A 25,460-nucleotide genomic window follows, 5' to 3' on the forward strand; every position below is an offset into this window, starting at 1 on the left:
CTTACGCCTGATTAACAAGGTTTATACTCTAGGTTTTTCCTTGCGATGGTTTTGTCATGACTCGCCCAATTCGCGCCGTGATTCATACTGCAGCGCTTGCTGCCAACTATGCCCATGCCAAAGCCTGTGCGCCAGCTAGTAAAGTATTTGCCGTTGTAAAGGCCAATGCATATGGACACGGTATTGCCAATATGGTTGCAGCCTTACCCAATGCCGATGCTTTTGCCACACTAGAAATGCCATCAGCACGCTCCTTAAGAGCGCTTGGGGTGACCCAGCCGATTCTATTATTAGAAGGTGTTTTTTCTGTTGCAGAGCTACAGCTTTGTGCAGAGCAGCGCTTTTGGCTAGCGGTGCACGATGAACGCGGCTTGGCTTGGTTAGAAACCACGGCTCTGGTTTGTCCTGTACATGTTTTCTTGAAATTAAACACCGGCATGAATCGCCTAGGTTTTCCTGCTGAGCAAGCGCCAGCACTTTTGGCACGTATGAATCAGTGTAGCAATGTTGCCAGTGTTACGCTGATGGCCCACTTTGCCAGTGCTGATGATCCTGAGCAGGGTGTGGCGGCGCAGTATGCCCGTTTTGAAACGGCATGTGCTGGCTTGGATTTGGCCAAAACCTTAGCTAATTCTGCCGCGCTCTTGGCCTATCCTGAAACCCATCATCAATGGGTACGCCCTGGCATTTCTTTATATGGCTCTTCCCCATTTAGTACTCAAAGCGCTACAGAGCTAGGCCTGCAGGCCGCGATGACACTGACTGCAGAAGTGATCAGTGTGCAAAATTTGCAAGCCGGTGATGCTGTGGGATATGGCGCTAGCTTTATTGCTGATCGTGCGATGCGGATTGGCACGGTGGCATGTGGTTATGCAGATGGTTACCCGCGTCATGCCCCAACGGGTACGCCGGTGCTGGTAGATGGGATGGCTAGCCGCTTAATTGGCCGTATTTCTATGGATATGCTGGCCGTAGACCTAAGCGAGTTGCCCAAAGCTGGAGTAGGCAGCCAAGTTGAGTTGTGGGGAAAAAATCTCTCGATTGATGACGTGGCAAAAGCGGCCGGAACGATAGGTTATGAGCTAATGTGCGCTGTAGCTGCTCGTGTTCCTGTTTTTGTTGAGTATTAATCAATAATGGACGGCATAGGGGGTGGCTTTTGCACATTTAACAAGCCTGGCAAATAAACGGCTTAACGAGCTTGTTTAAAACATATATTCTTTGCCCGCGATGGTTATAGCAAACAAGCATAACAATTCATGCATAAATAATGACTTAAACTGTTTTCTTGCTCGAAAAGATGGTCGGGTTTCATTACAATGATCCTTCCTTTTAAAACCTACCCAAGCAGCAGGTTTGATCCATGGCATTGATTGTTCAGAAATACGGTGGCACCTCGGTAGGCACTACCGAGCGGATTAAAAACGTGGCGCGCCGCGTGGCTAAATTCAAAGCAGAAGGGCACGATATTGTGGTGGCCGTTTCAGCAATGTCCGGCGAAACAAATAAGCTGATTGCACTGGCCAAAGAAATTCAGGCCAACCCAGATCCTCGTGAATTGGATGTTATTGTCTCAACCGGTGAGCAAGTCACCATTGGCCTACTGGCTATGGCGCTGAAAGAAATCGGTGTTGACGCGGTGAGCTACACCGGTGCTCAGGTCAAAATCCTGACCGACAGCGCGCACACCAAAGCGCGTATCCAACATATTGACGATGCACCCATGCGTGCCGATCTGGCCGCTGGTCGTGTGGTGATTGTGGCAGGCTTTCAGGGCGTGGATGCACAAGGCAATATCACCACCTTGGGCCGTGGCGGCTCGGATACCACAGGCGTTGCTCTGGCAGCAGCTTTAAAGGCCGACGAATGCCAGATCTATACCGATGTTGATGGCGTTTACACCACTGACCCGCGTGTCGTGCCTGAAGCACGTAAGCTTTCTACCATCACCTTTGAAGAGATGCTGGAAATGGCCAGCTTAGGCTCAAAGGTGTTGCAGACCCGTTCGGTTGAATTTGCCGGTAAATACAATGTGAAATTACGTGTCTTGTCTTCCTTCCAAGAAGAGGGTGAGGGCACGCTGATTACCTTCGAGGAAGACAGCAAGATGGAAAAACCCGTTATCTCCGGCATTGCCTTTAATCGCGATGAAGCACGTATCAATGTGATTGGTGTACCGGACAAGCCGGGCATTGCCTACCAAATCTTGGGCCCTGTTGCGGATGCAAATATCGATGTTGATATGATTATCCAAAACGTAGGCCAAGATGGCACCACTGATTTTTCTTTTACTGTGCCTAAAAATGATCTAGGCCGCGCGATCAAAGTATTAGAAGGCGCACAAAGCCAGATCAGTGCTCGCCAGATCAATGGTGACGATAAAATTTGTAAAGTATCCATTGTTGGCGTAGGCATGCGCTCGCATGTGGGTGTGGCTTCAACGATGTTCCGCACCTTGGCTGAAGAAGGCATCAATATTCAAATGATTTCAACTTCTGAGATTAAAATCTCGGTAGTGGTCGATGAAAAGTACCTTGAGTTAGCCGTTCGTGTGCTGCACAAGGTATTTGGTTTAGAGTCGATTTCATAAAATTAGCAAAGTTGATCGCTTTTTCTCTGTGCTAAAACAAAGTTTGGTCGTGTTTTTTGCAGTGATGAAGATTTAAACAAAGAGGCACAGAATGTTTTATTCTGTGCCTCTTGTTATTTACCCTTACAAAACAAACCACTAGCTTGAGACTAATACTAGGGTGTAAGAAAAAGGCTTATAAACTTAAATTAATTGCAGATTGGCGGTTGACGGCTTTGCGGTGTTTGCGTAGTATTCGGGTCCTTGACGGAGAGTTGGCCGAGTGGTCGAAGGCACTCCCCTGCTAAGGGAGCATACGGGCAAAACCTGTATCGAGGGTTCGAATCCCTTGCTCTCCGCCAAGCATTTGCGGCTGTAGCTCAGTTGGATAGAGTATCTGGCTACGAACCAGAGGGTCAGGAGTTCGAATCTCTTCAGCCGCACCATTTTAGTTTTTCTGATTTGCTTTTACTTATCAGTAATTATGAAAATATTTAAAAGTACGATCCCATAGTTTAGCGGTTAGAACACTGCCCTTTCACGGCGGCGGCCGGGGTTCGATTCCCCGTGGGATCGCCAGTTATTATATAGTAATAGCGTTGCGGCTGTAGCTCAGTTGGATAGAGTATCTGGCTACGAACCAGAGGGTCAGGAGTTCGAATCTCTTCAGCCGTACCAAATATTTGCATAGCATTAAAAGTACGATCCCATAGTTTAGCGGTTAGAACACTGCCCTTTCACGGCGGCGGCCGGGGTTCGATTCCCCGTGGGATCGCCAGTATTAGTCTTGTAAATAACCACTTACCTTATCGGTTGAGTGGTTTTTTTACGTCTGAAATTTCTCGCTTTATTTTAGCCTCCATCCAAAGTGCGTTGAAGCTGCGCCTGAATCCTTGGAACTACAAATTGGATAAAGGGCACTGCCATATAGCTATCTGTAACAAATTGACTACGCAGCTCAATTTGCTCTATTTTTCTTTCGCGCTCTAAGCGCCAGTCGCCTCCTTGCTCATGATGTAGCTCAGATAAAATTTGATGTGAAGCTAAATCACAGGGGTGCTCGTGAGCGAATACAAAAATCAATGCTATCGCTGATCGGGTTTTTCAGACGGTGATCGGTGTCTAGCAGCCTGTCGGATTTAGCATCAGTCAGCTGCAAAATCACCTGGTCGGCCTATATTTCACCAGATTTTTGACCAATAACTCGTTATTGGCGCTGCAAATCCGGCAAAATCTGGTCTCGATCATGCGATTTTTCGCTTCGACCGTCTAAGTCCGACAGGCTGCTAGCTCGATGCGTAAATCTGGATACTTCAAGCTAAATTCAACCAAGATGGGGCTAAGTATGGACTGCCCAAAAGACTGAGTTGCATTAATGCGCAATGGGCCTTCTACTTTGGCTTGCAAGTCCTCAATGTCTAACTTAGATATTGCAACATCTCGCGCAGCGCTGAGGCATGCACGGCGAGGCGGATGCCCGCTTCGGTAGCGATACACGGTGAGTAGTGCGTAGCACTAGCGCGGTGGTAAGTTCTACTTCTAAGCGCTTTATACTTAGGCTGATATGGTTTTTTGTGTAGCCAAGAAAATAGGCTGCAGCAGTAAAATTAGTTGTACATACTAGGGTCTGTTGACGTTTCATTCGCAATTGCGCTGAGCCGGGAAACGTCAACAGAGCCTAGTTTAAAGTGATTTAAGTTTAGCCGTACCCACCATGAGAAAGCCTTTTATATAAAAAGAATGGCGGCGGCTCTATTTTAAAAGTGAGCTATTTTTTTAGGATAACTATTTGTCAGTTATAGAATGGCTAATCCAGTATTAGCTCGTTTCACCTTAAGCATTTGGGCAAATTACGCTAATGTTTTATAAAATAAAAGCAGTTCTTTGAGGATTTTAACAACAGCATCTGTAACATCTCATTGAGTGATGGCATGTTCTATTTCTTGATTATGTCTCTTGCACCGGAACCCTTGATTGAGTGACCTGTACGGCAGTGCTAATTTCAGACGATTTAATTGGTTTTGACGTGGAGCGCCCTTATTCCACACTTACCTTACTCAGGCCTCATGCGCGTGTGAAGGCGTGGCTGAGCAAGAGACATAATCAGGTTTTATTTTAAGGTGGAAGAGTTGGTGAAAATAAATGACTCCAGTTTAGACTTACTGGCTTGTTTGAATAAAGCTTTGCAATTAGCAGAGCAGCTAGCACTCTGGCACGATAAAAAAGGCGTGCATGGTACATTGCGGCCTGAGTTTTTAAATTTTACGGATTTAGGGCTCATTATTAAGCCGCCGCATGCTGACGAAACGGCTTTGAGTTTGCATTGCTTACGTTATACCTCGCCAGAGCAAGCAGGGCGACTCGCTCAGCTAGATAAACGTAGTGATTTGTATTCGTTAGGCATTATTTTTTATGAATGGCTACTTGGCGAGGTGCCATTTTTTGCGGATGATTTACTCGATTTAGCGCATCAGCAAATGTCTTCTTCACCGCAAGCCCCTATTTTGCTTAATCCGCTATTGCCCCAGCAGGTCTCGAACCTCATTCTTAAATTATTAGCGAAATCACCAGAGGCTAGATATGCTACGGCTAAAGGTTTAGTTGCTGATATTTCACTTTGTATTAAGCAATTAGAAACCAAAGGTGAAATCCATTTATTTGCACTGGGTGAGGCGGATATTGGCTCACAGTTTATGATTCCAGATCACCTTTATGGGCGTGAGCAAGAATCACGTCATCTAAAAGAGATGGTACAGCGTGCAGCTAATGATGAAACTATCTTATGCATGCTAGGTGGCTATTCTGGGGTGGGAAAGTCTGCATTAGTGCATTCATTAAGGGGATATATCGAGAGCCATGATGCGCAGCTAATCGTTGGAAAATACGACCAATACCATAGAGATATGCCCTATTCAGCGATAATTGAAGCATTGAAGCAAATACTAAGGCAGGTTTTATCAAGTAAACAGGATGAAATAACTCTGTGGAGGGATAAATTAGTCGCCGCTTTGGGCGAAAATGCTCAAATAGTGATCGATGTTTTACCAGATTTAGAGCGAATTATGGGTAGCCAGCCACTTGCACTACCATTAAATGGTGATGCTGCTCAGCGGCGGTTTAATGATTTGTTTTCTCAATTATTTGGCTTATTTGCAAGTAAAGAGCACCCATTAGTTATGTTTTTAGATGATTTACAGTGGGCAGATTTTTCTTCATTAGCCTTAATACAGTCTTTTTTTAGAGATAGCGTTGGCTCTCATTTATTAATAATTGCAGCATATCGTGAGAATGAAGTAAACATTAATCACCCATTAATGAATATGCTTAATGAGCTAAATAAAACGAAGGCATGTATTGAAAAAATTACTCTGATGCCTTTACGCGCTGAACATCTACATGAAATGATTAAAGATACGTGTCGCAATATTTCGCAAGCTGCTGAGCTAAGCCAATTATTAATGAGCAAAACAGAAGGAAATCCTTTTTACTCACGACAATTTCTAAAAAATATGCAAGTAAAAGGGCAGCTTTATTTTAATTATGCTGATAATGCGTGGCACTGGAAACTAGATCAAGCGCGTTTACAAGATGCTGCTGATAATGTGGTTGATTTAATGACTCAGCATTTAAATAATTTTTCTCAAGAAACACAATATGTACTGCAAACTGCAGCCTGTATTGGTAAACAGTTTGATTTAAATTTATTAGCTATCGTAGAAAAATGCTCTGAAGCAGATGCATTACTTAGACTGGCGCCTGCATTACACGATGGTTTATTATTGGCAGTGAGTGATGTTGGGCTACAAAAAGTATTTCAATTCTCACATGATAGAGTTCAGCAAGCAGCATATTGTACTGATAAAAATAGAAATTTAAATTCATTACACTTAGAAATTGGTCGCCGCCTATTACTGAAAACTTCAGTAGAGGCAACTGAAACCCCTTTGTTTGAAATTGTAGATCAACTCAATTATGGCTTAGAGAAAGTTAAACTGCCACAAGAGCGTATTGTATATGCACAGCTTAATTTAAAGGTAGGCATAAAGGCTAGATCCGCAATGGCTTATCAAGCTGCTATTTTCTATTTAGAAACGGCACTCTCCCTGCTGCCAGATGATGCTTGGCAAACAAATTATCAGCTTACTTTCGATATTCACTTAAATGCAGCAGAGTCCTGTGATTTATGTAATTTAGATGAGCGCTTTGAAAATTTAATAGAGATATTATTGCAGCATGGCTCAAGTGTTTTAGACAAGGCACAGGCACGCATTCGGCAAAGTATATTTTATAGTCGAAAAGGGCGAATGATTGAAAATATTGAAGTTGGCCGAGAAGGGCTAATTTTATTTGGTTTAGCTATTCCTGCCGCCAATGATAGTGCCACTATGGATTTTTTGTTTCAAAAAGAAATGGTGATATTCAGAAATTATTTTTTAAGTAAAAAATATTCAAGCTTATACGATTTGCCACTTGCGCTAGATGCAGAAACAGATGCTATTTTAAAACTTATTGCATCTGTTTCTGAATCCGCTGTCTTTGTTAATTACCATTTTTTCTCATTAATTTCGGTGTTGGGTGTTAATCGATCTATTGCTTTTGGTAATGCATTACTTTCCCCTCTTTGTTATACATTGTTGGGAATTACATTGATTTCTAATTTTAAAGATTACAGTGATGCGCGAGAAATTTCTGACATAGGCTTGAAATTAAGTAGGGAAAAATTATTTGATTTGTGGGGATATAACCGTGCATTTACTTATTATACGTGGAACATTAATCATTGGACTTTGCATGCTGAAACGACACTGCCCTTACTCGATGAAAATTTTAATTTAGCATTAAAAGCACATGATTTGGTATATGGGGCTTATGTGCTAGTGGCTAAGCCTTGGAATCATTTTTTGCTTGGGCGCAGTATGCTGGATGTAATTGCCAGCCATCAGCAACTTGCCCAATATTGTTTAACTCATGATGTGGTTTTTCCTGTGAGTTTATCCCTTCCTTTTGAGGCCGCGGCAAGGGCTTTACATGGTGAAACAATCTCATTAAGTGATTTAAATAGTGAACACTTTAATGTCGATGAGTTTTGTGAGGTGTGGGGGGCTGTGCCAATTGTGATGGCTGGGTTAAATATTGCGCAGCTCACTTTATTGGTTTATTCGCAAGAATTTGCAGTAGCATTGCAATTGGCTGAGAAAATTGGTACGAATTATCCTTCTACCTATGTTTTAAATTTAACTTGGCAATTTTCTTATGGTTTAGCAGTTGCTGCGCTAGCAAGACAAAGTATTGGTAGTAAACGCCAAACGCTATTGCAGACCTTGGGCAAGATCGTTCATTATTTTGAACAAATTTCCCGTGATGGCACTCCAGACAATATTGAGCATAAACTGGCTTTTTTGCGCGCAGAGCAAGCACGGCTGGATAATCATTTTGAAGATGCAGAGCTTTTATATCGGCATGCAATACGGCTAGCTCAACAAAGAGGCTTTTTATTAGATGAAGGCTATTTTCATGAAATATTGGGATTATGGCTGGAAGAAAGAAATTACTCTTTTGAATCTATTCAACAGATATTAAGCCAAGCAGTAAACTGCTACCGGCAATGCCATGCTTTGGCCTTAATGGGACGAGTGGAGTTGCACTTAAAAGTTTTACCAATGCATGAATTGTATGGAAGCCAAAGTGATATTGATGCATTACACGCGTTAGATAGCTTAGACACCTTGGCTATTTTGCGTGCGGTGCAGGCTATTTCTAGCGAAGTGGGTTTGCAGCCATTATTAGGGCGCTTATTAAAAATTATTATTGAAGCGGCAGGAGCAGAGCGTGGTGCAATTGTAGTTAGAGAGGGTGATCAACTTCATATTGAGGCTATTTTAAACTTTGATCAGGTTGCTTTGCCAGAAAGCTTATTACGCTTTGTTTTTAATACTGGGCAAATAACGCTATTAGATGAGCTGACGCAATTTTCAGAATTTCGCGGTGATACTTATTTTTCTCAGCACCGCCCAGCTTCTATTCTCTGCCGTGCTTTGGGTCGGAGTAGTACGGTGCGGCGTGTGCTTTATCTTGAGCACAGTACGATTAGTAATACCTTTTCTATGCAACGTAGACAAGTATTGGAATGGCTCTCGGCTCAGGCCACTATTTCGATTGAAAATGCCCAAACCTATCAAAGTTTGGAATCTTTGGTGGCTAAACGCACCGATGAGCTGGAACGCAATCGGAATATGCTGGAATCGATTTTAGAATACTCTCCAGCCTTGGTGTTTTTAAAGGATTTAAGTGGGCGATATTTGCGCCACAATTTACGCTTAGCTGAGCTCTATAATCGTTCAGGACAATCCTTAGTGGGAATGAATGATGAAGAGATTAGTGGGGCGGAGGTTGCTAAGCGCTTTTTGGTGCAAGATCGCTTAGTGATTGAAGAAAACCGCCCTGTGCGAGTGGAAGAAGAAGTGCAACTGAGTGATGGGTTGCATACATTTCTCACACATAAATTTCCGATTCGTGATAGTGATGGCAGCGTATACGCCTTAGGTGGAATTTCAATTGATATCACTGAATTAAAAATTGCTCAGCAAACCGCAGAAGCAGCAACGCAAGCCAAAAGTGCTTTTTTAGCCAATATGAGCCATGAAATTAGAACGCCAATGAATGCTGTCATTGGAATGGCGCATTTAGCACTTAAAACTGATTTAAGTGATAGGCAGCGCGATTATCTACAAAAGATTCATTATGCAGGGCAATCTTTGTTAGGAATTATTAATGATATTTTAGATTTTTCCAAAATTGAGGAGGGTAAACTCTCGATTGAAAGAATTGATTTTAATCTTGATCAGGTATTAGCCAATATTGCGACGTTGACTTCAGGTAAAGCAGAAGATAAGCACCTTGAATATCTGTTTCAAGTACACCCTGATGTGCCGCGCTATTTGGTAGGCGATCCCCTTAGGCTCGGGCAGGTATTGATTAATATGGTTAGCAATGCCATTAAATTTACCCAAGAAGGCGAAGTCCATGTTACTTGTGCTTTGATGAGCTCTGATCTTAAAACGGTAACTCTTAGATTTTCGGTGCGGGATACGGGCGTGGGGATGACGGTTGAGCAATGTGAAAAGCTTTTTCTACCCTTTAGTCAAGCTGATAGTAGTACCACAAGAAAATTTGGAGGAACAGGTTTAGGCTTATCGATATCTAAGCGCTTGGTGGAGTTGATGGGCGGTAGTATCGGTGTAGAAAGCGTGCCTAATCGTGGTTCTGTATTTACTTTTAGCTGTACTTTTGAGCGAGAAGCCGTACAAGCCCATCCTTCTACTCGCTTACCTAGTCATTTGCGGGGTATGCGGATTTTGGTGGTGGATGATAATGCTGTGGCGCGGGAGATTTTAAAGCAATCCTTACAAAGCTTAACCTTTACGGTGGATACAGTGCCTTCTGGTGAAGATGCTTTGGTTAATTTACATCGAGCTGATGCAATCGAGCAGGCGTATAGCGTGGTATTTACCGATTGGAAAATGCCAGAAATGAATGGTTTAGAGCTCGCTCGCCGTATCAATGCGGATAAACGATTAAATAAAATACCTTCTGTGGTTTTGGTAACGGCTTACACCCGTGAAGATATCCGAGTTGAAGCTGAATCAACTGTAGTGGATGGTTTTTTATTTAAGCCAATAAATCAGTCTATGGTAGTGGACACCTTGCTCACTGTTTTTGCGCCTGAGTTATTACGTGATGTGGCTTCATTTACCCGTACTGATGTTGTGCCTGATTTAAAAGGTATGCGAGTTTTATTGGTTGAAGATAATCTAGTGAATCAGCAGATAGCCCTTGAGTTAATGCGCTCTGCGGGAGTTAGCGTCGACTTGGCAAATAATGGGGATGAGGCGGTTGAAAAAATATTTGAATATGGCCCTAAACATTATCAATGTGTATTAATGGATTTACAAATGCCCCAAATGGATGGCCATGAAGCTACCGCCTTGATTCGCAGTGATAATACTTTTGATTGTTTGCCAATTATAGCTATGACAGCCCATGCTATTAATGAAGAAAGGGCGCGCTGCTTAGCAGAAGGGATGAATGAGCATATTACCAAGCCAATTGATCCCGCATTATTATTCGAGCGTTTACAATATTGGTATCAGCACCGTTTAAGCGCAGATGGCAATACTCGCGTATATGTTGGCGTGGCCAATATCGCTTTGAAAGGGCAGGATAATGAGGAGGAGTTTGATGCTTTAATTCAAAGCAAGCCAATAAGTAAACTCTTTAGCAGTGATTTAGAAAAACTACAATCACTCGCTGGAGTAGCAGGTTTAGATATTGAAGATGGCTTGGTGAGACTAGGCCAAAATGTCGAGATTTATTGGTTGATTATTCAGCAATTAGCCAGCACTGAGAATGATAATGTAGAGCGAATTCGTGCTGCTTTAGCAAAAAATGATATAGAAACAGCCTATAGAACTGCGCATTCACTGAAAGGAGCGGTCGCTAATTTATCCGTCAATGATGCCACTCAATTTGCTACTTTAGCGGAGGCTTTACTTAAGCGAGGCGAGCTAGGAGATGAGTTATTGTTGGTGCTTAATCAATTAGATCATGCGATGCAAAGCTTTTGCGCTGCAGTGAGTAAGGTAGAAAATATCACTTTGCATTAATGTATTATTGCTAATGACGAATGAGGCTTAGATATAAAAAAGCACCGTATTTTGTACGGTGCTTTTTTTGTGGAAAGTTAGATTTTCCCTTCGAGTTGCTTTCTGATTTCTGGCATTCTGTGTTCTAGATAATGAATGCTGGTGCTGCCTTTAATAAAGGCTTCATCTAAAAGCAATTGTTGGTGCAATGGAATATTGGTGTTAATTCCTTGTACCACCATTTCTGATAGCGCAATACGCATCCTCGCCATGGCTTGAGCGCGGTCATCACCGTAGGTAATGATTTTGCCTATCATCGAATCGTAAAACGATGGCACGGTATAACCTTGGTAAACGTGTGAATCTACGCGCACGCCTGGGCCGCCAGGGGTATGGTAAGTGGTGATTTTTCCTGGGCTAGGGATAAACTTCAGTGGGTCTTCCGCATTAATCCGGCACTCAATGGCATGGCCTTTGAGTTTCACGTCTTTTTGTGTATAGCGCAGCGGTAAATTAGCCGCCACACGAATCTGCTCTTGTACAATATCAATGCCGGTAATCATTTCGGTCACCGGATGCTCAACTTGAACACGGGTATTCATTTCAATGAAATAGAATTCGCCATTTTCAAATAAGAACTCGAATGTGCCTGCACCACGGTAATTAATTTTGCGGCACGCTGCAGTGCAGGTTTCGCCAATTTTTTTACGCTGTGTATCGGTAATGCCTGGTGCTGGCGCTTCTTCAATCACTTTTTGGTGGCGGCGCTGCATAGAGCAATCACGCTCGCCCAGATAAATAGCATTACCGTGTTGGTCGGCTAGAATCTGGATTTCAATATGGCGCGGGTTTTGCAGGTATTTTTCCATGTAAACCATGGCATTGCCAAAGAATTTCTCCGCTTCTGATTTTGTCAGCTCAACGGCGGCAATCAACTCATCTTCGTTATTTACCACGCGCATACCGCGGCCACCGCCACCGCCTGCGGCTTTAATAATCACTGGATAGCCAACGGCTTTACCAATTTTCATTAATTCAACAGGATCGTCTGGCAATGCACCGTCTGAGCCAGGTACGCAAGGCACTCCAGCTTCTTTCATGGCGTCTTTGGCAGAGACTTTATCGCCCATTAGGCGGATAGATTCTGGGCGTGGGCCGATAAAGGCAAAGCCTGATTCTTCAACGCGCTGGGCAAAGTCAGCGTTTTCACTTAAAAAGCCGTAGCCAGGGTGAATGGCTTGCGCTTCTGTGACTTCGGCTGCGGCGATCAGTGCCGGCACGTTCAGATAACTGAGCGTTGATGAAGCTGGGCCGATGCAGACAGATTCATCGGCTAATTTAACGTATTTTGCTTCGCGGTCGGCTTCGGAATGAACGACCACGGTCTTTATGCCCATTTCACGGCAGGCGCGCAAAATGCGCAGCGCAATCTCACCGCGATTAGCAATCAGAATTTTTTCAAACATGGTTTACTCCGTGAGGAGTGAGGAGTTAAGCGGGGCAAGGCCTCACCGCTTAGTGCTCACCGGCAATGAATTATCAGCCAATAATAAATAGTGGCTCGCCATATTCAACAGGGCGGCCGTTTTCGACCAAGATGGCCTTAATCACGCCAGACTTATCGGCTTCGATCTCATTGAGCAGTTTCATGGCTTCAATAATGCACAGCGTGTCACCTTCATTAACTTGCTGGCCAATTTCTACAAAGTTTCTCGCTTCTGGCGATGAGGCGCGGTAGAAAGTACCCACCATCGGTGATTTAGCCACAAAGCCTTCGGGTTGTGCTTCAACTTCGGCGGCTACGGCTACGGCTACTGCAACAGGTGCTGCTGGCGCGGCTGGGGGCAACTGATACTGCATTGCTTGCGCATAGGCAGGGATGTTCTGATTAACACGGGTGATTCGAACGCGTTCTTCGCCTTCGGTCACTTCGAGCTCGGCAATGCCAGATTCTTCGACTAGATCAATCAGTTTCTTAAGTTTGCGCAAATCCATAGGGGGCTCCTCTCTATATTGAGAATTTATCAGCGTTGATTTAAATCAGCTGGCTTGGGGAGTAAAACGGAGTGCGAATTCCAGTGCGCATTCATAACCATACGCGCCTAGACCGCAGATAACGCCAACCGCAAGGTCGGAAAAATAGGAGTGATGTCGGAACGATTCACGAGCATGAACATTGGATAGGTGGACTTCAACAAAAGGAATTTTCACCCCAGCCAGCGCGTCACGGATGGCAACGCTGGTATGCGTAAACGCGGCGGGGTTAATAATGATAAAATCTGTGCCGTCCAAACGGGCGGCATGAATGCGATCAATCAGCTCGTATTCGCGGTTCGATTGAAACGCGTCGACGCGTGCCGCACGCTGCTGTCCTAGTTCAACTAGCTTAGTATTGATGGTGGCGAGTGTATCCGCCCCATAATGCTGTGGCTCTCTTGAGCCCAACAGGTTCAAATTTGGGCCATGTAGTACGAGGATACTGCGTGTGTTTTGCATCCGCTGTTCACTGTTGTTGCCTATCATTGGGCGAAGTTTGCCGCAGTATGTGCGAATTTGTCCAGAAAAAGTGGGTAATTTCGGTGAAAACACGTTCTAAAACGATTGTTTGAAAGTGTGTTAAGCCAAGCTGAGTGCGGGTTTTATCATACAAGGCGATACATGCTTTGTAGTTTTGTTACATTAATAAAAAGGCTGTTTTGCATGCAAGTTGCTGACTTTGATTACCATTTGCCTGAATCTTTGATTGCCCAGTTCCCACCAGAAGTCCGTGGAGCAAGCCGTCTCTTACATATTGAAGGCTTGGCACGGCAAGATTCATACTTTCGCCAGCTACCGCAGTTTTTACGCGCTGGTGATGTGCTCATTTTTAATGATACTAAGGTCATCAAGGCGCGGGTCTTTGGTAAAAAAGACACAGGAGGTGCGATTGAAGCCTTAATTGAACGTGTTTTAGATGAGCATACAGCACTGGCACATATCCGCTCATCCAAGGCCCCTAAACCTGGTGCAAAGTTGATTTTTGCAGATCGTTGGCTCGCCACCATGATCGAGCGCAAAGATGACTTATTTAAATTACGCTTTGATGGTGATCAAAGCGTTTTAGATATCTTGGAGCAAGCAGGCCAGCTGCCGCTGCCTCCTTATATTACGCATACGCCTGATGAAGAAGACGCCCAGCGTTATCAAACCATCTACGCTAAAGATCCTGGCGCGGTAGCCGCTCCCACCGCTGGTTTGCACTTTACGCCGGAGCTGCTTGCCGAGTTACACACGATGGGGGTGAAAACGGGATTTCTGACTTTGCATGTTGGCGCAGGAACATTTCAGCCTATACGGGCAGATGACGTAAGTGAACACATTATGCATTTTGAGCGGTATTCAATTCCTGAGGCCACCGTTGCTCTCATTGAAAAGGCGAAGGCTGAGGGGGGCGAGTGATTGCGGTTGGTACGACAAGCTTGCGTGCACTGGAGGCAGCGTCACAAAACGGATTTTTGGCCGAGCCTATGGGTGACACCAATATATTCATTACGCCAGGCTATCAATTCAAAGTGGTGGATCGTTTAATTACCAATTTTCACCTGCCAAAATCAACGCTCTTAATGTTAGTGGCGGCATTTGTTGGTTTTGAAACGATGCAGGCGGCGTATCAGTACGCGGTAGAGCAGGAATATCGATTTTTTAGCTATGGCGATGCGATGTTATTAGAGCCTGCTAATCTAAAGTAAGTGGTCACGCTGAGAAGGGGTTGTCGTGCTGAGTGAAATGAGTGCAGAAGACGCTAAAGCATTAATGCGTGGCATGGTGATACCACCTCGGCCTGATATTCTACTGGATTTGGAAGACGAGCAGCATTCTAGCTCACCGGATTTCGCTAAAATAGCGCGGCTTATTAGCGCTGATGTTGCACTTTCGGCGGCGGTGATTAAAACGGTGAATTCTCCGTTTTTTAGCCTTGCGACGCGGGTTGCCTCGGTGCAACAGGCCTTGCAATTATTAGGTTTGAAAAACCTTTCTAATATTGTGCAAGGCGTGGTGTTGCGCCAAGTGCTGTCGCCTTCTACCCAAGATGATTTATCTATTTTTTGGGCATCATCAAACTCAATCGCTATGGTTGCGGCGTTTTTATCGGAGTCGGTACATGGTGTATCGGCGGATGACGCTTATACGTTGGGTTTATTTCTGAACTGCGGTAAGCCACTTATGGCTGCTCGTTTTCCAAATTATGTGGCCGCTATTTGTGGTGAAGAAGCACTATCCAAATCACAGTTAATCAGCAATGAAGATCAGCAATATGGTGTAAGCCATAATGTGGTGGGCTATTTATTGGCAAGAACATGGTATCTGCCTAGTTCAACGAGCTTAGCCATTTTACATGTCCATAATTTTGAGGTTTTCAAACAATCTGCAGTCGGCGACTGGCAGTCTATTTGCACATTAATTGCCTTGGCTTGCTTGGCTGAGCACATTGTCAAATTGAGCCATAATCAGCCTGAGCACGCCGAATGGCCAAAGATAGAGCTACTCTTGCGCCAGCATCTAGGCTTTGATCTTGATGAGTTTGAAGATCTGGTCGATACCGGCCAGCAAATGCTGCTTCGATAAAATTGCCGCCGATTTATCCCCCTAGTTTGATTGCTTTGCAGCTGGCTTGGCGGTAATCTTGCGTCCCGCGCTGGACTGTGTTTCTGGCGGCGTTTAGGAAAAAAAATGCTGAAATTTGAATTAAAAGCGACCAGTAGCGGCGCTCGCCGCGGCACGATGACCTTAAACCACGGTGTGGTGGAAACACCGGTGTTTATGCCGGTAGGGACTTATGGCACGGTTAAAGCCATGACCCCGCGCGATTTAAAAGAAATTGGTGCGCAAATTTGTCTTGGTAACACCTTTCATCTGTGGCTGCGCCCAGGTTTAGAAGTGGTCGAGCAATTTGGCGGCTTACATGAATTTATGGGCTGGGATAAGCCGATCCTGACTGACTCGGGTGGTTTCCAAGTGTTTAGTTTGGGCGCGATGCGCAAAATCACCGAAGAAGGCGTGACTTTCCAAAGTCCTGTTAATGGCGATAAATTATTTTTAACGCCCGAAGAGTCCATGAAAATCCAAACGGTGCTTAATTCTGACATCGTAATGATTTTTGATGAATGCACACCTTACCCTGCTACCCGCCAAGAAGCTGGGGATTCGATGCGCATGTCTTACCGCTGGGCTAAGCGCTCCCGTGCTGAATTTGATGCGCAGCAAAATCCCAATGCGCTGTTCGGCATTGTGCAGGGCGGCATGTATGAAGACTTGCGTGATGAATCAATTGCCGGTCTGGTCGATATCGGCTTTGACGGCATGGCCATTGGTGGTTTGTCGGTGGGCGAGCCTAAAGAAGATATGGCGCGGATTTTGGCGCATACCGCCCCAAAACTGCCAGTGAACAAACCACGCTATCTAATGGGTGTAGGCACGCCTGAAGACCTCGTGTATGGGGTAAGTCAGGGTATTGATATGTTCGATTGCGTGATGCCCACTCGCAACGCAAGGAATGGCATGTTATTTACACGCTTTGGCGATGTAAAAATAAAAAATGCCAAACACAAGCTCGATACCCGCCCTTTAGATGCAACTTGTACGTGCTACACCTGCAAAAATTTTAGCCGAGGCTATTTGCATCATTTATTTCGCACGGGCGAGATTTTGGCCGCGCAGCTTAATACCATCCACAACTTACATTACTATCAGGTGGTGATGGCAGAAATGCGTGCTGCAATTGAAGAAGATCGCTTTACTGAGCACGTGGCTGAGTTTCACACGGATAGGGCACGCGGGGTAGATTGATTGGCGCAGACTAAATAAGTATTTTGCGAAAAAAGGCCATATAGAATTATTCTACATGGCCTTTTTTATTGACTGAGTTTAAGAAGGGGGCGGTGCCACCGATTGATCTCAATTTAAAAAATAACTTTGATTGTTGCCGCTTACATAACTGAAAAAAACGGCATAGATTGCTCTGTGCCGTTTTTTTAGCCACGCTTGGTGCGGTATGCCATAGCGCTATTTTGCTAATTCAAGCTCTAGTTTAACCGGTAGGGCGATTTTGTTTTCTGTACTGTATTGGTAGTCATTAAAAATATGTTCAGCACTTAAAATTTGATAATTACCGTTGTCCAGCTTATGGCTGGTGTCTTTTAGCCGATAGGTATAGTGCCCACAGGTCCAGCAATCAAAGTTGCGCATATGCGTGCATAGGCAAGTTTTATCCATGACTTTAATGCGCTTCGCGTCTGGCTGGATGGCGATTACCCGGTTATAGGCTTCGATATAGCTGCAGTTGCCTTTGGCATCGAGCAGGTAGCCATAAGCTTCGCAGTTAGGGCGAATACCCGCGCCAATCGATGGGCTGTTTTTTAACATGCGCATCGGGTAGCCCGTTGGGGAGATCTGGTTGACTTCGATATTGTCTTCGCTGGCCTTGAAATATTCTTGCTGCACGTCAGCAGGCAGGCCACATTCTTCCGATACAGTAAAGCGCGTAGCCACCTGCACTGCTGCAGCACCCGCTTCTAGGTAGGTAACAGCGTCAGAGCCAGTAAAAATGCCGCCAGCAGGGATAACGGGGATATCTAAATGCTCGTCCAGCATAAACTGATGAATTTCGGCCACGATGGTGGCCAAATCATATTGCGCCCAGTCCATACCAAAGCCTAGGTGACCGCCGGCTAGTGGGCCTTCTACCACCACATAATCGGGTAGGCGGTTCAGCTTGGCGTTTTTACGCAGAAATAACTGTAAGGCACGTACGGAAGAAACAATAATGCCTAGCTTGGCATCACGAAAGCGCGGGTGATCTTCGATCAGCCCCATAGATCCAAGGTGTAAGCCAGCTGCTAGGGTAATACCATCAATGCCGGCATCTAAAGCTGCATTTAAACGGACCCGAAGTGTTTCTTTCGGGGCGTTCATGGTGAGTTTTTCCATGCAGTTGATAAAAACCATGCCGTCGCCACGTTTTGCTTCCATGGTTTTACTTACATGCAGCTTGGTGGCTTCTTCTAGGCGGCCTAAATCAAACTGAACTTCGGATTTATCCGAGTTAGCTACATTGTGTTTGTATTGTTGGAGCTTTTCTTTAACTTGCTTGGTTTTGTAGCGACGATCCGTCACTGTATTGATCATTGCGTCTGAAATATGGCCTACACCACCTAAACGAGCCGCTTCAAGCGCCAAATCAGCGGTGGAAATATCAACACCCATGCCACCAATCATGATCGGCACTAATTCTTTTTTGCCGAAGCGAAGGCGGAAATCATCTACACGTTTCATCGTTTGTACTTTAACCAAGTAATCAAAAAGGGGCTAAACCTTCTAGTGCTGCTCAAGCAGATTTCATATTACTGAAGTTCGGCTTGAGCAGAGCCTAGGCACCGCATATTTTTATCGCATTAACACCGCGAGGGTGGGAATTTTGCGGGTAAATTCAAATTAAAATGAGCATTTGAATAGAGGTAATTGTTGCGCGAACGCTTTTTTTGCGTTTTGAATCCCCAATCAGTGGCGATTTTTAAAATACTATTTCTCATTAAATGCAGTAATTTATGATCTAAATCAACTGGCTAGCGCGCTTTGTTGCATGCTGATCAAATCTTTTATGCCTTGTTCGGCTAAGTCTAATAATGCATTCATTTCTTGACGAGTAAATGCTACGCCTTCGGCAGTTCCTTGGACTTCTACGAATTTTCCACTACTGGTCATCACCACATTCATATCTGTTTCACAGTCTGAATCTTCAGGATAATCCAAATCTAATACCGCTTTGCCTTGATAAATTCCTACTGAAATGGCTGCAACATGTTCGCGAATCGGTGATTTTTCTAGTTTACCAGCGGCAATTAAGCCATTGATGGCATCGGTCATGGCGACAAAAGCACCGGTGATACTCGCAGTACGCGTGCCGCCATCGGCTTGAATGACATCGCAATCAATCACAATTTGGCGCTCGCCCAAAGCCGCCATATCGACTACGGCGCGTAATGATCGGCCAATCAAGCGTTGGATTTCTTGGGTGCGGCCACTTTGCTTGCCTTGTGCCGCTTCACGGCGCATACGGGTATTGGTGGAGCGTGGCAACATGCCGTATTCAGCAGTCACCCAGCCCTTGCCCTTGCCTTTTAAAAATGGTGGTACATTTTCTTCTACCGAAGCAGTGCACAGCACTTTGGTATCGCCAAATTCAATCAGCACCGAGCCTTCGGCATGACGCGTGTATTGGCGAGTAATGCGTACTTGGCGAAGTTGATCGTTACGGCGTGAGGAAGGGCGCATGGGTTCGGTCTCTTTATATTTTAGTTGGGTGGATTATACCGATGTTGTGCCTCGCCATCGCTTAGCAATTTTACGCCCTGCAATAAGTCACATTTACACAGTACAGGCGCTATATGACGGATATGTTGCAGCGCTCTGATCCGGTTGTGGGTGGCTGGCAGAGCTTCCTTGTAATTGGGTGTAAGCCAGAGCCATGATTGCTCGTGCTATTTATGATTTAAGGGCAGTAAAGTCTGGGTCAGGACACTGATAGCCAAATTTTGGCGTCCAGTCAAACTGCTTGCCAGTTTTTATATAGCGTAGATAAAGCTGGCTGCCCGCTTTACTATCCTTTTGAATAACCCAGCTGGCTCCCTTGCAGAGTACGGCAGCATAGGCTTGGCTTTTGGGGGCAACAGATCGGCGGCTAATACTGCAAGCGCGCTAGCTTTCCAGCGGTAATGCAGAAAATGTTGGTCAGATTCGGGCAGTGATTGTTGAGCTCGGCTGGCTTCCAACTTACTAATCCAGCGGGCGTTTTGCTCCATGGGCTTAAAGGCATCCTCCAGTAGACTGGTGCCACTGTAATCTGGCGTCATTTCATAGCTGCTAAATTCCATTCCTTGCGCGCGCAGCAGAGTAGCGGCCCGAAAATAGGCTTGGGCACGCTTAGGCTTATCTACCTTGGGATCATCAGCAATCTGGCGCTGTTGAGCAAATTGTTGGGCCCATTCGCGATAATTAGGCGCCTCAAAGTAGCTTTGTGCTTCTGAGTAGCGGCCAAGCCGCATTAGTCGGCGTGCGAGTAGCTCTCTTAGCTTGACTGATGGTGTATGGCGTTGCAGATAGCTATCGTTGCCTTCGATTACGGGCCTGAGTAGCGGGGCAGCAGCCTGGGTATGCTGATCTACAAAGTTTTTTAATTCGTCAGCGGTGAGCACGCGCTCAGCCACATCTGCCACGTCCATCCAGTATTGGCCAGAGCGATAGAGTAAATCCATCGCTTGCAAATAGTCATCACGGTGCAACGCCAGCAGCGCTTGTTCGGCGGCGATGCGGGTGGTGGGGGCGTCTGTATAGCTGGAGCTACTTTCACTGGGAAACTGCGCAGCGGCTTTGGCGTAGGCTGCGGTGGCTGCAGGAATATCGCCTTGGCGCAGTGCTATTTTTGCCCGTAGCCACCAAGCGAGCCCACTATCTCTGCTGTTTTTTATTAGGGCTTCGGCCATGGTGTATTTGCCGGAGCGATAGGCCAGCGCCGCCAGCTTGTCGTTGTCCTGTTGCTTATTGGCCTGGCTGAGCAGGGTTAAAATTGGATCTATAAATTGTTTGTTACCGCTGTGGCTGAGTAACTCAATGGTGATTAATTGCTGGACTAGCGGGTCTTGGATGCTGCTACGCAACGACTCATTGTTTTTAGCCAGATAGCCAGAGATAAACGTCAGGGAAGCGATGCCTTCTGGGTCACCTTGAGCCGCTTGGCGGGCGTAGTGCTGCGCCGCGAGTGGGATGTTTTTTTGCCTAAAATAAATACGCGCTTGTTGCCCAAGGCTGCTTAGAGATAGCAAGTCAGGGTCTGCTGCGCCATTTTTAACGGCATCGATCAGCTGTTGAAAAACCTCAATCGCCTGCTCGCTCTCTGCTTTAGAAAGCGGTATGGGCGGCGTGGTTTCACGATTATTGGGATCTTTTACACCATCACCAATTAATGTTCTACCTAAGGAATACAGTGCTTTTAAATGCCATTCGGCTTGATCACTCTTTGGCAGGGCCAGTACTTGTCTGAAGTAATCTGCAGCTTGAGAGTCATGCAGTGAAAAGGCGAGTGCAGCCTTGGTGTAAAGGCGGGCAGCCATGGGCAGGCCAGCTCCTGCTTTCCATGCGGCATCGATATTGGGTGCGGCACGCATGGCTTGTATTTGTGCTGCTGGCGGCAAACTGGCTGGTGCTGCGGCTTTCCAAGTTGGCAATTGCGGATCTTTCGGCGTCAGGCGCGAGGCCTCCCATGCATAGTTACCCTTGGGCAGGGCTAAGAGGGTGGCGGTTCTATTCATCAGTAAGCGGTTGGGAAAATCTGGCCCGCATGCATCGACCGCCAGTGAAAACAGCAGAGTACTAAGTGACAGAATAATCAGCGGATGCGGATTGCGCTGGCGAAGGGCTTTAAGGACTGACAAGTGTTTTATCCTCTTGCAGAGATGTGCAGCGCAGCCAGCCTATGGGCCGAGATTGCCCGCTACGCAGCTGATCAGGTTTAATCAGCTTAAAGTGTTGTTGATAGCGATCGCTTGCCAGCTGGTAATTGCCGATGGCGTCTGCGGCTAGGCAGTCGCTGGCGACTATGCTGATTTGCCTAGGCAAGGGGGCATCAGCTGGGCCGGCATTGTGCAAAACAATATCATGTAGTTGCTTGGTTTCGTTTAGTTTAGCGGGCAGGCTGTGGATTTTGACCTGCCAGTTTGGGGTGAGTGGCTGCTGCAAAATAACGGCGCTGAGCGTGCTTAGCGACCATGCGCGTTGATCACTCGCCAAAGGCAGCCGAAACCAGATTAAGCCTTGCAAACTTGGCAATCGTTGCGTTTGTAACTGTTCAATAAATTGGGCCAGTTGCTGAGGGGCAACAGTGAGTTCTTGCTTGTTATTTGCCATGCGCAGTGGGGATTCACTTTCGACCTGCCAGTCTTTACTCCCCACGCGCGTTAATCCCATGCCGTAAGCGGGTAGGGCGGCGCGAAATGGCCGGTCGCTTAATTGGCTATAGCGCTTGATCCAGCCAAGTGCCAGCTTGGCATCAAATAGCCCCTGCTCTGGTGAAAGCACGGCATGTACTTGTAATACGGATTGGTCAGTTAGCTGCAATATTTTGGGAAAAATAGGCGAGCTACTCCAAGTAGGCAGAGCGGTAATGCTCAGTTGCAGGGCTGGCGGTAGCCCTTGTTTAAGCCCTTGCAAAAACTGCAAGTACTCCGGCAGGCGAGCGCTTGCCGCATCGTGGTCGATCTCTACCCCGAGCAGATTTAAGCCGCGAGCTTGCCAGCTTTGGGTAAGGGCAAAGATATGCTGATAAATAGCGGGGCGGTCAGCGGGATTTAATTGCTCGTCTAAACGCACAACCAGCCAGAGCGGGCGGCCATCTTTTTTGAGTTCGTCATAGTCAATACTTAAGTTGGCCCAGCCAGTTTGTGAATGGTGCTGCAAGGCCAGCACACGCAAAGCCGAGAATAGATTGCGACTTTGCAGCAAGGCATCGGCGTGCTCTTTTGTCCAGACTCTTTGCCAGATATAGGCTTGTTGATCCCAAGCGGTGTTGGGGCGGTGGTTTGCCATAAAAAAGCTACTAAGGGCCAGCATGGCAGCTAGTGCTGTGCCACATAGCATTAACTTTAATCGTGTCATGGTAGGGCACTTATTTTTTTAACAGCAGCCCCAGCATGCCAAATAAGATGGGTTGGTGTAGTAGATAAATGATTAGGCTGTGCTTGCCTAGCCAGCGTAGTGGGGCAAGTTGGCGTTGGCCACCTTGGGCTAGCCACTGTGCTGGGAGCATGGCTTGGGCGGCCATGCCAAGCAGTACCACTCCAAACCAAGGCAGCATCGGCACGTAATCTTCGGTTCTAGGCTTGTAAGTCATCATGCCCAACCAAGCCAGTGCGGGCTGATTAAATAACGCGGCTTGTAGCTGCACTCCTAGCAAAATCAGCGCAAATCCCAGTACTAGGCAAAGATGGGGTTTATTTAAAAATAGCGGGGCGATTAAGCCTGCCACAAAAAAGAAGTGCAGTACGCCAAACCAGATAATGGCATTGGGGAAAATAAACCAACTGCCTAGCGTGGCGGCCCCCGCACAGGCCAGTAATTTTAGCTGGCGTTGCCAGCTTGGCCACCCACCTGTGCAAAGCCCCGCTACCGCAGCAAATAGGCTGACGATCAAGGTGCGTAGTGCCACCCATTCCGGATCAATATTGGTTTGTACTGACCAAAGGCCAAAATAGGCTAGATCAAATGAAAAATGAAAAAACACCATTAAGGCAACAGCAATGCCTCGCAGTAGATCGGGAAGGGGCTTACGCGGCCTGAGTGCTAATGACATTATTGGGAGTATTTTTGGATGGCAGCTTGAATTTCAGCAATAGCGGCTTCGATATCATCATCGGTGATATTAGCGCTGCTGCTTAGTGGGTCCATATGTGTGGTAATGGTGTTTGGGTCTAGTTTTTGGGTAGAAACAAAGGTGTTTTCGGAGAAAACGCCTTCATCCGTATCATGCCAATTAATGCCCAAAGCGCTGATATTATCGGAAAACTTACCCGCACGTAATTCGGCTCTATCCATTAGCTGGGGGATAGAGAATAAAACAGGAAATGAGGATAAAAAATGAATTAAATCGCTTTCATCCACCGAGCCCCAAAGCCCATCGGTGCATAGCAGTAGGGTATCGCTGTCAATTAAGAGAATTTTGCTGCCTAGTTCAATATCAGGTTTGAGCGTTCCACCTAGGCAGTTATAAATTTTATTTCTTTCTGGATGAATTAAGGCTTCTTCGGCGGTGATTTTTCCATCATTCACCAATTGCTGCACTTTAGAGTGATCTTGGGTTTGCAGTAAAATTTCTCCTTTACGCAGAACGTATAGGCGTGAATCCCCAACGTGAGCCCAATGTAAAACACCGTCTTGCACTATGCAGCAGACCACGGTGGTGCGTGGGATTTCAAGTAGCTGATGATTGCTTGCATAATTAGCAATCGCACTATGACATTGCAGCAAGGCATCATGTAGAAATTGCGTAGGTTTTCGAAGGTAGGGCTGTGCTTTTTTCTGGAATTGATCCGTCAGTAGTTCAACAGCTATTTGCGCAGCAATTTCACCATGCAAATGGCCACCCATGCCGTCAGCTACCACTAATAACAGCGCGTCGCGGCTGTAAGAGTAGCCCAAACGGTCTTGGTTATATCGACGCCCGCCTTGGCGGCTATTTTGATATACAGTGAATTTCATTCTGTTTCCAGCTGACCTTTGTTCGAAAACTTGACCCATTTACGTCTTAAAGTACTCACAATGCCGCTGCGTTTAAGCGGTGCGGAGCCGCGTTCCAATAGTTGTTTTTGTAGTTGTGGCACACTTTGTGGGCGCAGGCTAGGATCTAAACTTAAACACTGCGAAATAAGCTCGATCAGTTCGGGTGAGTAGCGATCCCCATAGCGATCGTGCAGTTTAATCACCTTGTCTTCTTTCAAGCGTAAATCAGCCGGTTGTGGTGCGGTGCCGGCGATGCAGGCAAATAAGCTAGCCCCAATGCCATAAATATCAGTCCAAGGGCCGTGTGGGTCTTTTTTATTGTATTGCTCAGGCGCAGCAAAACCAGGCGTATACATTGGGGTGAGCTTACTTTGCTCTAGGGCTAAGGTTTGCCGTGCAGAGCCAAAATCCAGTAATACTGGCGAGCCATCTTTGCGAATATAAATATTGGCCGGTTTAATATCCAAATGTAAGAGTTTATTTAGATGTACTTCGCGTAAGCCATTGAGTAAATGATAAAAAACATGGCGAATTAGGCCTTCATCTACTCCTTCTCTGCCGTGTTTAAGCTGAATTTCTTTTTGTAATGTGCGGCCACGCTCGTATTCCATCACCATATAAACCGTATCATTAGCACGGAAAAAATTGCGCACTCGTATAATATTAGGGTGTTGAATATGAGCTAAGGTTTTACCTTCTTCAAAAAAACACTTTAAGCCGTGGCGAAATAAAGCAATGCTATCTTCGCTGCGTGCTTGTACCACATCACCTGCGGTTCTGAGCGCTAAAGAATTAGGTAAGTATTCCTTGATCGCAACCGGATAATCATTCTCATCATGGGCCAGATACACAATACTAAAGCCACCCGCCGACAATAACTTGGCGATGGTGTAGTTCTGGAGTTGATAACCGCGTGCGAGCGGTTGATTGCTTGGAGTTGCCAT

The 25,460-nt window shown here is 45.9% G+C and carries 18 protein-coding genes, 5 tRNA genes and 1 pseudogene; 11 read left to right on the forward strand and 13 right to left on the reverse strand.

Annotated elements, in window-relative coordinates; translation table 11 throughout:
- Positions 1-56 precede the first annotated feature (56 nt).
- The 7 genes from alr to C1H71_RS12425 all read left to right on the forward strand — a co-directional run bounded on the left by alr (position 57) and on the right by C1H71_RS12425 (position 3,347).
- Complete coding sequence (gene alr, locus C1H71_RS12395) at positions 57-1,130, forward strand: alanine racemase (RefSeq protein WP_130106819.1); 1,074 nt, start codon at positions 57-59, stop codon at positions 1,128-1,130.
- A gap of 233 nt (positions 1,131-1,363) precedes the next feature.
- Complete coding sequence (locus tag C1H71_RS12400) at positions 1,364-2,590, forward strand: aspartate kinase (RefSeq protein ID WP_130106820.1); 1,227 nt, start codon at positions 1,364-1,366, stop codon at positions 2,588-2,590.
- 248 nt (positions 2,591-2,838) lie between these two features.
- Positions 2,839-2,931, forward strand: a tRNA-Ser gene (locus tag C1H71_RS12405).
- A 7-nt stretch (positions 2,932-2,938) separates the two neighbouring features.
- Positions 2,939-3,015 (forward strand) — tRNA-Arg (locus C1H71_RS12410).
- Positions 3,016-3,073: 58 nt separating this feature from the next.
- A tRNA-Glu gene (locus C1H71_RS12415) sits at positions 3,074-3,148 on the forward strand.
- 22 nt (positions 3,149-3,170) lie between these two features.
- Positions 3,171-3,247, forward strand: a tRNA-Arg gene (locus C1H71_RS12420).
- Positions 3,248-3,272: 25 nt separating this feature from the next.
- Positions 3,273-3,347, forward strand: a tRNA-Glu gene (locus C1H71_RS12425).
- Positions 3,348-3,421: 74 nt separating this feature from the next.
- Here the strand turns inward: C1H71_RS12425 and C1H71_RS12430 are convergent.
- The 3 genes from C1H71_RS12430 to C1H71_RS21970 all read right to left on the reverse strand — a co-directional run bounded on the left by C1H71_RS12430 (position 3,422) and on the right by C1H71_RS21970 (position 4,211).
- Positions 3,422-3,652: a hypothetical protein gene (locus C1H71_RS12430; protein WP_130106821.1), complete on the reverse strand. Its 231-nt coding sequence runs from the start codon at positions 3,650-3,652 to the stop codon at positions 3,422-3,424.
- Between the two features lie 186 nt (positions 3,653-3,838).
- Complete coding sequence (locus C1H71_RS21055; RefSeq protein ID WP_130106822.1) at positions 3,839-4,066, reverse strand: LysR substrate-binding domain-containing protein; 228 nt, start codon at positions 4,064-4,066, stop codon at positions 3,839-3,841.
- Positions 3,993-4,211, reverse strand: a complete 219-nt coding sequence (locus C1H71_RS21970; protein WP_188053240.1) for a helix-turn-helix domain-containing protein — start codon at positions 4,209-4,211, stop codon at positions 3,993-3,995. The genes C1H71_RS21055 and C1H71_RS21970 overlap by 74 nt, the downstream gene beginning before the upstream one ends.
- A 490-nt stretch (positions 4,212-4,701) precedes the next feature.
- Between C1H71_RS21970 and C1H71_RS12445 the strand changes: the two genes are divergently transcribed.
- A complete protein-coding gene (locus C1H71_RS12445; RefSeq protein WP_130106824.1) occupies positions 4,702-11,232 on the forward strand; it encodes a response regulator in 6,531 nt (2,176 codons plus the stop codon).
- 77 nt (positions 11,233-11,309) lie between these two features.
- On the opposite strand, the gene accC is transcribed toward C1H71_RS12445, so the two are convergent.
- From accC to aroQ, 3 genes are all read right to left on the reverse strand, one after another.
- Positions 11,310-12,677, reverse strand: a complete 1,368-nt coding sequence (accC, locus tag C1H71_RS12450) for an acetyl-CoA carboxylase biotin carboxylase subunit (protein ID WP_130106825.1) — start codon at positions 12,675-12,677, stop codon at positions 11,310-11,312.
- 73 nt (positions 12,678-12,750) lie between these two features.
- A complete protein-coding gene (gene accB / locus C1H71_RS12455) occupies positions 12,751-13,206 on the reverse strand; it encodes an acetyl-CoA carboxylase biotin carboxyl carrier protein (protein ID WP_130106826.1) in 456 nt (151 codons plus the stop codon).
- Positions 13,207-13,251: 45 nt separating this feature from the next.
- Positions 13,252-13,707, reverse strand: coding sequence for a type II 3-dehydroquinate dehydratase (aroQ, locus tag C1H71_RS12460; protein ID WP_188053242.1), 456 nt, complete (start codon positions 13,705-13,707; stop codon positions 13,252-13,254).
- 204 nt (positions 13,708-13,911) lie between these two features.
- On the opposite strand from aroQ, the pseudogene queA reads away from it, so the two are divergent.
- The 3 genes and pseudogenes from queA to tgt all read left to right on the forward strand — a co-directional run bounded on the left by queA (position 13,912) and on the right by tgt (position 17,037).
- A pseudogene (queA, locus tag C1H71_RS12465) lies at positions 13,912-14,939 on the forward strand (tRNA preQ1(34) S-adenosylmethionine ribosyltransferase-isomerase QueA).
- Between the two features lie 25 nt (positions 14,940-14,964).
- On the forward strand, positions 14,965-15,816 hold the full coding sequence (locus C1H71_RS12470; protein ID WP_130106828.1) for an HDOD domain-containing protein: 852 nt from the start codon (positions 14,965-14,967) through the stop codon (positions 15,814-15,816).
- A gap of 105 nt (positions 15,817-15,921) precedes the next feature.
- A complete protein-coding gene (gene tgt, locus C1H71_RS12475; protein WP_188053244.1) occupies positions 15,922-17,037 on the forward strand; it encodes a tRNA guanosine(34) transglycosylase Tgt in 1,116 nt (371 codons plus the stop codon).
- A 216-nt stretch (positions 17,038-17,253) separates the two neighbouring features.
- Here tgt and C1H71_RS12480 read toward each other — a convergent pair whose 3' ends face one another.
- The 7 genes from C1H71_RS12480 to C1H71_RS12510 form a co-directional block, all read right to left on the reverse strand.
- Positions 17,254-18,522, reverse strand: a complete 1,269-nt coding sequence (locus tag C1H71_RS12480; RefSeq protein WP_130106829.1) for a nitronate monooxygenase — start codon at positions 18,520-18,522, stop codon at positions 17,254-17,256.
- 282 nt (positions 18,523-18,804) lie between these two features.
- The gene (rph, locus tag C1H71_RS12485; protein ID WP_130106830.1) at positions 18,805-19,521 is read right to left on the reverse strand and encodes a ribonuclease PH; all 717 of its coding nucleotides are present in this window, start codon (positions 19,519-19,521) and stop codon (positions 18,805-18,807) included.
- 290 nt (positions 19,522-19,811) lie between these two features.
- Positions 19,812-21,677 carry a hypothetical protein gene (locus C1H71_RS12490; RefSeq protein ID WP_223145861.1) on the reverse strand — a complete coding sequence of 622 codons (1,866 nt, stop codon included), beginning with the start codon at positions 21,675-21,677 and terminating at the stop codon, positions 19,812-19,814.
- Entirely contained in the window at positions 21,664-22,896 is a 1,233-nt protein-coding gene (locus tag C1H71_RS12495) for a DUF3142 domain-containing protein (RefSeq protein ID WP_223145862.1), read from the reverse strand. Before C1H71_RS12495 ends, C1H71_RS12490 begins: the two co-directional genes overlap by 14 nt.
- Before the next feature lie 10 nt (positions 22,897-22,906).
- Complete coding sequence (locus C1H71_RS12500) at positions 22,907-23,590, reverse strand: heparan-alpha-glucosaminide N-acetyltransferase (protein ID WP_130106831.1); 684 nt, start codon at positions 23,588-23,590, stop codon at positions 22,907-22,909.
- A complete protein-coding gene (locus C1H71_RS12505; protein ID WP_130106832.1) occupies positions 23,590-24,495 on the reverse strand; it encodes a PP2C family protein-serine/threonine phosphatase in 906 nt (301 codons plus the stop codon). Before C1H71_RS12505 ends, C1H71_RS12500 begins: the two co-directional genes overlap by 1 nt.
- The gene (locus C1H71_RS12510) at positions 24,492-25,460 is read right to left on the reverse strand and encodes a serine/threonine protein kinase (RefSeq protein ID WP_130106833.1); all 969 of its coding nucleotides are present in this window, start codon (positions 25,458-25,460) and stop codon (positions 24,492-24,494) included. Before C1H71_RS12510 ends, C1H71_RS12505 begins: the two co-directional genes overlap by 4 nt.

This window comes from Iodobacter fluviatilis (assembly GCF_004194535.1).
GTDB lineage: Bacteria > Pseudomonadota > Gammaproteobacteria > Burkholderiales > Chitinibacteraceae > Iodobacter > Iodobacter fluviatilis_A.